Annotated in this window: 9 protein-coding genes; 5 read left to right on the top strand and 4 right to left on the bottom strand. The window is 40.0% G+C overall.

The window, feature by feature from the left end; genetic code table 11:
• Positions 1-250: 250 nt before the first annotated feature.
• Together CALSC_RS14035 and CALSC_RS14030 are read left to right on the top strand one after the other, a co-directional pair.
• Positions 251-445, top strand: a complete 195-nt coding sequence (locus CALSC_RS14035; protein ID WP_088241947.1) for a hypothetical protein — start codon at positions 251-253, stop codon at positions 443-445.
• A gap of 198 nt (positions 446-643) precedes the next feature.
• Positions 644-1834, top strand: coding sequence for a pyridoxal phosphate-dependent aminotransferase (locus CALSC_RS14030; protein ID WP_088241946.1), 1191 nt, complete (start codon positions 644-646; stop codon positions 1832-1834).
• A 23-nt stretch (positions 1835-1857) separates the two neighbouring features.
• Here the strand turns inward: CALSC_RS14030 and CALSC_RS14025 are convergent, their stop codons facing one another.
• Positions 1858-2211, bottom strand: a complete 354-nt coding sequence (locus CALSC_RS14025; protein ID WP_088241945.1) for a hypothetical protein — start codon at positions 2209-2211, stop codon at positions 1858-1860.
• A 212-nt stretch (positions 2212-2423) separates the two neighbouring features.
• Here CALSC_RS14025 and clpS point away from each other — a divergent pair, with 212 nt between their 5' ends.
• The 3 genes from clpS (at position 2424) to CALSC_RS14015 (ending at position 3786) form a co-directional block, all read left to right on the top strand.
• Positions 2424-2705 carry an ATP-dependent Clp protease adapter ClpS gene (clpS, locus tag CALSC_RS14020; protein ID WP_088241944.1) on the top strand — a complete coding sequence of 94 codons (282 nt, stop codon included), beginning with the start codon at positions 2424-2426 and terminating at the stop codon, positions 2703-2705.
• Positions 2706-2849: a hypothetical protein gene (locus CALSC_RS26495; RefSeq protein ID WP_159460619.1), complete on the top strand. Its 144-nt coding sequence runs from the start codon at positions 2706-2708 to the stop codon at positions 2847-2849.
• Between the two features lie 94 nt (positions 2850-2943).
• Complete coding sequence (locus tag CALSC_RS14015; protein ID WP_088241943.1) at positions 2944-3786, top strand: CPBP family intramembrane glutamic endopeptidase; 843 nt, start codon at positions 2944-2946, stop codon at positions 3784-3786.
• Here the strand turns inward: CALSC_RS14015 and CALSC_RS14010 are convergent.
• The 3 genes from CALSC_RS14010 to CALSC_RS14000 all read right to left on the bottom strand — a co-directional run bounded on the left by CALSC_RS14010 (position 3783) and on the right by CALSC_RS14000 (position 7870).
• The gene (locus CALSC_RS14010; protein ID WP_088241942.1) at positions 3783-4421 is read right to left on the bottom strand and encodes a pentapeptide repeat-containing protein; all 639 of its coding nucleotides are present in this window, start codon (positions 4419-4421) and stop codon (positions 3783-3785) included. The genes CALSC_RS14015 and CALSC_RS14010 overlap by 4 nt on opposite strands.
• Before the next feature lie 163 nt (positions 4422-4584).
• Positions 4585-5952 (bottom strand): DICT sensory domain-containing protein, encoded by a 1368-nt coding sequence (locus CALSC_RS14005; RefSeq protein ID WP_088241941.1) that lies wholly within the window; start codon positions 5950-5952, stop codon positions 4585-4587.
• Between the two features lie 358 nt (positions 5953-6310).
• Positions 6311-7870, bottom strand: a complete 1560-nt coding sequence (locus CALSC_RS14000; RefSeq protein WP_143288260.1) for a photosystem II high light acclimation radical SAM protein — start codon at positions 7868-7870, stop codon at positions 6311-6313.
• Between the last annotated feature and the right edge of the window lie 154 nt (positions 7871-8024).

Genomic DNA, 8024 nt, shown 5'->3' with positions numbered 1-8024 from the left:
ACAATCCATGAAGAATATAATTTCACAATCACTGTTTTAGCTTCATAATAGGAGATAGAAGCATCAGTAATACTACTACTTGGTAAAATTTAGTAATTGTATAATTCTCAAAAAATAGTTAAGTTCTCATTGTTATATATATCTAATACCACTATGTGATTTATGTCACATATTTTTTGTTATATGAATCACTCCTAATACGAATAGTCACTTGGTATAATCATTGCCACAACACAGTTGGCATCACCTTATGAGAACGAATTACTCTATTCGTCAATTAGTCGAAAGAGCCTTGAATATAAAGAAGCTAACTCCTGAAATTGAGAATGAAATTAACTCAGAACTCACGGAAAAGGGTTACATTTCTGATGTTGATTACGAGGCTTTGGAGTTATTGATGACAGAAATGGATGCAGGGCGAATTAAATTGGTTCCCAGCATTTAATAATTTGATAAAAAACTTAACAGATATGAGTACCCTACAAGGGGAAATCAAAAGTCAAAAGTATTAAATCTTCTCTTTTATTATTAAATATACATATAGTTTACAATTGTGCTGTTTGCTATTATTTTTTGCACCGAGCTTGGCGTAAACTGAGCTAGTATGCTTCCACACTTCGCATCTGTTCAGTAGTCAATCGCCATGCAGTTTGCTCAACGCCTAGAAAAAATTCCTCCCTATCTGTTCGCGGATATTAATCGTAAACGAGATGAATTAATAGCTCAAGGGGTAGATATTATTAATTTGGGGGTTGGCGATCCAGATAAACCGACTTTTGCCCATATAGTTGAGGCAATACATCAAGCAATTGATGATAACTCTACTCATAACTATCCTCCCTATCAGGGAATGGATGATTTTCTTCAAGCAACAGCTAAGTGGATGGAATATCGCTTTGGAGTTGTGGGCTTAGACCCTAATACAGAAATAATCTCTTCAATTGGTTCCAAAGAGTCAATTCATAATACTTTTTTAGCCTTTGTAGAACCGGGAGACTATACTTTGATCCCCGATCCTGGTTACCCTGTTTATCGTACCTCTACCATTTTTGCAGGTGGTCAACCTTACAGGATGCCCCTCAAGGCAGAAAATAATTTTTTACCCGACATTGATGCTATCCCGGAAGAAATAGCTCAAAAAACAAAACTATTGTGGGTTAACTATCCCAATAATCCTACAGGAGCTGTGGCAAATTTGGATTTTTTTGGGGAATTGGTAAGCTTTTGCCGACATTACAATATTTTACTGTGTCACGACCATGCTTACTCCGAAATTGCATACGATGGCTACAAGCCACCGAGTATACTGCAAATTCCTGGGGCTAAAGACATGGCTATTGAGTTTCATAGTTTATCCAAGTCTTACAATATGACGGGATGGCGGGTAGGTTTTGTTGCCGGTAATTCTACGGGGATTAAAGGGCTATCTCAAGTAAAAACTAATGTAGATTCTGGTGTTTTTAAAGCAATTCAAAGAGCTGCGATCGCGGCTTTTTCCACCAGTGAAGCCCAGTTACAGTCTTTGGTATCTATATACCAACGTCGTCGAGATGTTATTGTTCAAGGACTACAATCTCTTGGTTGGTCAATTCAACCGCCCCAGGCTAGTCTTTACGTTTGGGTTCCCGTTCCCCAAGGATATACATCTCAAGAATTCACCAATTTATTATTGGAGCACTGCGGTATTGTTGTTCCACCAGGTAATGGTTATGGGAGTCAGGGAGAAGGTTTTTTCCGCATCGCTTTGACCATACCTGAAGCAAGAATGGAAGAAGCAATTCAAAGGATGGATGATGCTGGAATTCGCTATGAAGGGGGAAAGATTAGTAAGTGATCAGGGAAAGAAAAGCAAATCAGTTATGATTCATCTTGCTGCTTTGTTTGCCAAACTTGATGAATGAAGTGATTAAGTTGTTGTTTCGCCAGGGGTTCTGAATCTGCTTGAGGTTCCTTGGCGAGTAGCTGATGAAAATAAGTTATGACTTCTGTGTCTAAAGCCACTCGAAATAAATTTACCTGCCAAAGTAAATCGGATGCATTTCTGAGATCCTTAAGTATTGGTGGTTCACAGCTATTCTCTACCAATAATAAGGGACGTACCCAGCATAAGTTGCGAGCAATCACTAATTGAATTAGTTCTACGTATAAATTCTGGTCGCCATGTTCTAAACACAGAATTTGTCCTGGTTGTAATTCTAGATACTTATCCATACTCACACAGCTTTTCTACTGGCAGCAACAACTAATTGTATTGTGAATGACTCAATGGTAAATTTGCTCAGTTGTGCGATCGCATTACCTACTCCACCCAGGATGATCACAGCTAGAATCAACCTTAATAGTAGAGATATTATAAAATAGATGAATAACTGTTAAGCAAGTGCTTAGCAGTAAAGATGTTGTAGTACAAAAAACTAAAAGCCGTGTCAGTTGAAACTCTAGAAAAATCTTCTACATCCCGTAAACTTGCCCCTCGGTATCGTGTTTTGCTTCATAATGATGATTATAATTCTATGGAGCATGTAGTACAAACTTTATTGACTACTGTACCCAGCCTCACTCAACCCCAGGCTGTTAGTATTATGATGGAAGCTCATACCAATAATATTGCTTTAGTAATTTCTTGTGCTTTAGAACACGCTGAATTTTACTGTGAAACTTTGAAAAATCATGGTTTAACTAGTACCATTGAGCCTGAAGAATAGATGGCTATAGGCAAATGGTTGGGTGAAAAAAGCGATCGCACCCTTGTTTTATATTATCTTCCCCATCAAGTCAGCATTGATTTTCATCAAGTTGCCTTAAAATCGACAGCCAGAGAAGCGAAGGAAACGGTCAACAGCTTTTAACCGTCAAGGTTGATAATTCTGGGGCTAAAGTCTACATCTCCATAATTATTGTCCGATTTCCCGTACAATCACTGGCATGGTAGGTTAACTTAGTATGAATATAAATGTTTCTACTCTAGCTGTCAGTCCAATATTTCTCAGGTTGGGCTGCTTAATTTTAGCTTTATTAGTACTGTGGCTACCTTTAGCGGTGCCAATTTACTTACTTGTAAGTGATAGTAATTTAGCCAGTATTCTGGCGATGGCACTGCTATATGTAGAATTTATCTTCTTAATTAGATGGTGGGGCAAAAAGGTTTATAACCAGCCCCAGATTTTTCGGTATTATGGCTTGGAGTTTGGGCGACAAAGTTGGGTGGAACTAATCCGGGGTTTAGCTATTGGATTAATTAGCATTCTGGTGCTATTTGGCTTACAAGGATTAATGGGGTGGGTATTTTGGATACCTGTAGATGATACCTTAATCGATGTAGCCCTGGAAGGTTTGCTTGTCAGTCTGGCGGTGGGTTTGGCAGAGGAGTTAGTATTTCGTGGCTGGTTGCTGGATGAATTGCAGCGAGATTATGCACCCCATGTAGCACTTTGGGTGAGTGGGATAATTTTTGCAATTTTACATTTTATTAAACCTTTAGAAGTTATCCTCAATAGTTGGACGCAATTTTTGGGTTTAATTGTGTTGGGCGTGACTTTGGTATGGGCAAAGCGTTGGGGTAATGGCAGATTGAGCATCCCCATAGGCATACATGCTGGTTTGGTCTGGGGATACTATATGATTAATGTGGGAGAATTAATTGAGTATTCAGGTAAAGTTCCGGAATGGGTGACTGGCATTCAAGGAAATCCTCTAGCTGGGTTAATGGGTTTGGTTTTTTTAAGTGCGATCGCTCGGTGGGTACGTGGTCAAACTGTGAAAAATACCCCAGTTAACATTCCTTAAACAACTTCCGCGATCGCAGTTCCCAACAAACAGGCTTTTTCTAAGGTTGTTCCATTTAACTTGGCTCCTTCTAATTCTGCACATAGAAGGTTAGCTCCCATTAAATTAGCTCCCATTAAATTAGCTCCCCGTAAATCAGCTTCTTCCAGGTTGGCTTCGCTTAATAATGCTCCTTGTAAATCAGCATTACTCAAGTCAGCACCTTTGAGGTTGGCTCGGGAGAAGTTAGCACCCCGTAAGTCAGCACCCCGCAAATCAACATCTTGCAAGTTGACGCTCATCAAGTTCGCACCACTTAAAAAAGCACCGGCTAAAGATACTTGACTTAATCTCGCACCCATTAAGTTCGCACCGCGCAAATTACTCCCTCGCAAGTCAGCAGTTGTTAAATCTGCTTGCATGAGATTGGCTCCCATTAAGTTAGCCCGCAAATCCGTTCCTATGAGGCTGGCTCCCATTAAGTTAGCCCCTTCTAAATGTGCTCCTTCCAGCTTGCTTTCCCTAAAGTCTGTACCAACCAGTTTCGCTCCGGCGAAATTAATCCGGCTTAAGTCAAGTTGGGAAAAATCTTCGTCTTCTAAATCGCCTCCAGGAAATTGTTTTAGTTCCCCTAATTTAATGGCTTCAATAGTCACGTTGCTTCCCTCCGAATGCAAAATTCAAACTTGGAAATTATTAATGGGTTATAGCCCCACTCGCAAGTAATACTTAATAAATAATAATTAAGTAATCCCGTAATCAGATCTCTCAAAGAGCGATCTCAAATCCGAAACCTCACATGGAAGGGCTGAATTTGATTTATGATTGAGAACTATTAATTGGCTCACCCATGAGATTGCTAGCCAATGGTTCATCTAATAACCACATATTAGAACTGACTTTTGGTATCTTCACCGTTAATTCCATACCCTGTTGTAAACCCATTACTAATAAGGTTAATGTTTCTAACAGTTTCGGGTCAAAGTGATGTGATTGTTGTTTACATTCTTCCAAGGCTTGAGTCACAATCTCTTCTGGATTTGACCGAGATTTTTTCTGCTGATTGACTCGATATTGAAATTCAGCAGCTAATGCCAAAATCCTCGATTCTAAGGGTATCTCATCCCCTACTAATCCGGCAGGCTTACCACTACCATCCCAGCATTCGGTTTGATGGGTAATAATTTGGGCTATAGCCCTTAACCTAGGCATAGTACGTAATACCTGTGTTCCTGGCACTAGAGGGCAACTGGGAGGTACTTGAGGAATATCTGACTGGTAAGTTGATGTACTTTCCAGCACACTTTCTGTTCTCTGTAAAGGATCTATACGATGTAGCAACCCAGCTAGACGCAATCTTTTGATTTGCCAAGCCGGAAGTTCCAACATCTGTGCCATTGTCTCTGAAAGTGTCATCACTTCTGCCGCTGCCATCGGGTTGGTGATATCGGCTGCATCCATGATTTGCGCCATACGTAAAAAAGCTTGGATCTCGTTGGAAATTAAGTTGCGATCCAAGCTTTTGGGCTGAGTATTTTTTTCCTCTGTTTTCAGATAATCAACCACACGAGCTACAACTGTTCCCAACTCTTCTGGTGTAGCTGACTGGGGTTGGATTGTCTGCAAATGAGCTGTTAATTGGTTGGCTAATTCTGGTTGATATTTTTTTATATGAGCGATTACTAACTGGACTGTTTCTTTGACTAATTCGGGCTCAAATGTCCACAGACCATAGAATTTACGCTCTAAATCTGATTGTGGTCTCCCACCAACTCCGTAATCTGACTCAGACAGCTCTTGACAAAGCACCATTGCTGTGTATTTGGAGGAGAAAATAATTAAGTGCCATTCTTGTGCTACTGGGTCACTATGGTCTAAAGACACGAGATTGACATTAGCTAGTTGGCTTGTGGGATGTTCTGCCCATGTACTATCTGAGGTAGCCATAATTCCCACTTGGCTTGATTTCTGGGCAACTTCTGCATACCTTTCAGCTTCTTGTAAATACCATTTGCCCTGTTGGAAGGCAGTAAGAATTAAGGGCTGAGAGTCGTCATGTAAAATGTGATCTTCCAAAGCGTGGCATAGAGAAACCAAGGTGTTTTTGTAGTACACCCCTAATTTAAGTGGTTGATCACTATGACGATGGGAAACTTCCAACTTTTGTAAAATAGAGCCTTCTAACATGGGGTTTTATTAAAAACTATCTGGAAAAGGGCAGAAAAGTCAACATTCTTAGCTTTTCTTATTAAAGCTCTTTTGACATTTATTAAAGTTATAAGCCAATGGGTTTTATGCTAAACCCTATAATTTAATATTTTCGATTATGAGTTAGTGTATCAATTTTGCGGGTTCATAGGGAAGAAATTTTTTATTGTTTTCAGGGATAGGGGCATCATTTCTATGCTCATCACATTATGAATGTTCCCAATCGGTTTAAAAGGCGTTGAACCAATCACAAAATATACCAAAACAATAAAGAGGATAAAGCCTGAAAAATCAATACTTTATCTTTTCTTTCTGATGATTCTTTATGACACACCTACTAAATGTTTTCTTTTTTTTCTATTGGTGCAGATAGTGCTTCTGCCAATGGCGCACAACCAAGCCTTTCTTCCAGGATATTCATTACTTCCCGTCCAAAATCATTGGGATTTTGTCGCCAAGCTTGCAAACACACTTCCCCGAAGAAAGAACCAAGGGGTTCTGGATTCCAGAGTAATTTTTTCGCTGTCCAAGGCATTAAACTCATGGGGTTATACCCTGGTTGGAGAATACCTTCTTTCAAGGCATATGTTTCTAGGTGAGTGTGGGGCTGCAATCCAATAAAGAAAATAGCTGGTTCGACTTTATCTGCACCAAAAATATTTTCTAATTCTCTATGGTAAGCAATGGTTTGGCGAATAGTTTCTGGACGTTCATCAATGACATTAAAAGAGTAGTTCACCGAAACTAAATCATTAAATCCAGCCGCTTTTAAATCTCGGCAATTTTGCAAAACTGTTTTCAGGTTGTACCCCATCCGCATTTTCCGGATCAATTCTTGGGAACCACTAGTAATCCCAATTTCAAAATAGTTCATCCCGGTTTGCACCATCAATTCACACAGCTTTGGTGTCAAATTATCTGCCCTGATGTATGCTGCCCAGTGAATATCTTTCATGCCAGAATCCACTATTTTTTGCAACAGTTCCACTGCATCATCAATGAACTTTTTGGCGGGGATAAATTGGGCATCGGTAAACCAGAAATTGCGAATACCCAGATTGTATAATTGCCGCATCTCAGCTATTATTTCGTCGCTGGGATTAATACGTACCTGTTTTCCTTCAACTACGGTATAAACGCAGTAGCAGCAATTGTGAGGACAACCACGCTTGGTTTGCACACCAAGGTAAAAATCTTCATCTTCTAGGTAATAATTAAACTCAGGCCAAATGCTTTCTATATATTCGTAATTACAGGCAGTTTTTTCTAAAGGAGTGGGTTGTTCGTGAATGAGGCGCTGACGAGGTTTGGTTTCACCAACCACATAACACCTTTCATCCCTAAATTCTTTTCCGCTCAGTAGTTTGGCGAGCAGAGTTTCTCCTTCACCCACAGAGACAATAGTTTCCTGGGGTAGGCTTGTACCCAATTGTTCGTAAAACACACTCACCGCCCCACCGCCAACAACTGCACGGGCATGACTATGATATTTTTGAGCCCATTTTAAGCCACGTTTGATTAATCCCGAGTTGCGCCACAGTTCTACGTAGTAAGCGATAAAGATTCGTAAACCTCCCAACGCCCCACGTAACTTAATTAAAGGATTCTTGGCATAATACACCTCAAAGGCATTTTGCAGTGGATTGCCACCACGTCCTCCTACAGGAGCATAAATTTGAATATCCCGCCAAGAAAAAACTAGCAGGGTGGGCTGAAACTCATCAATACAGCTTTCTAAAGCACTAGAGTAATCTAAAGGAGGCACTGTCCCCAAATCAAAAATCCTCTGTTCTATTTGGGGAAATAATTTGTGGACATGATCGCTCAGATAAACTACTCCAATGGGAAATATGGGATTACATGGAAGGCGAACGTAAAGAATCCGGTTCTCATTCATTGTTATATGGCTATTCAATATATGCTGATTGTGAGAGCAGAGTTCACACAGGATCCCCAAAGTACATAGATGCTGACAACAGCTACGATAAAAGCCCGTGGGTGATTTATGGATTACTTTTATGAAAGCATTATCTACATATCTTTACAATAAC

The sequence above is a fragment of the Calothrix rhizosoleniae SC01 genome, assembly GCF_900185595.1.
GTDB lineage: Bacteria > Cyanobacteriota > Cyanobacteriia > Cyanobacteriales > Nostocaceae > Calothrix_A > Calothrix_A rhizosoleniae.
Note: the sequence above shows the minus strand (reverse complement) of the source record. Positions and strands in the feature narration are given on the sequence as shown.

Coding starts and splice junctions, on each gene's coding strand:
- CALSC_RS14035 (WP_088241947.1), top strand. CDS start 251: ATGAGAACGAATTACTCTATTCGTCAATTAGTCGAAAGAGCCTTGAAT.
- CALSC_RS14030 (WP_088241946.1), top strand. CDS start 644: ATGCAGTTTGCTCAACGCCTAGAAAAAATTCCTCCCTATCTGTTCGCG.
- CALSC_RS14025 (WP_088241945.1), bottom strand. CDS start 2,211: ATGGATAAGTATCTAGAATTACAACCAGGACAAATTCTGTGTTTAGAA.
- CALSC_RS26495 (WP_159460619.1), top strand. CDS start 2,706: ATGGCTATAGGCAAATGGTTGGGTGAAAAAAGCGATCGCACCCTTGTT.
- CALSC_RS14015 (WP_088241943.1), top strand. CDS start 2,944: ATGAATATAAATGTTTCTACTCTAGCTGTCAGTCCAATATTTCTCAGG.
- CALSC_RS14005 (WP_088241941.1), bottom strand. CDS start 5,952: ATGTTAGAAGGCTCTATTTTACAAAAGTTGGAAGTTTCCCATCGTCAT.
- CALSC_RS14000 (WP_143288260.1), bottom strand. CDS start 7,870: ATGAATGAGAACCGGATTCTTTACGTTCGCCTTCCATGTAATCCCATA.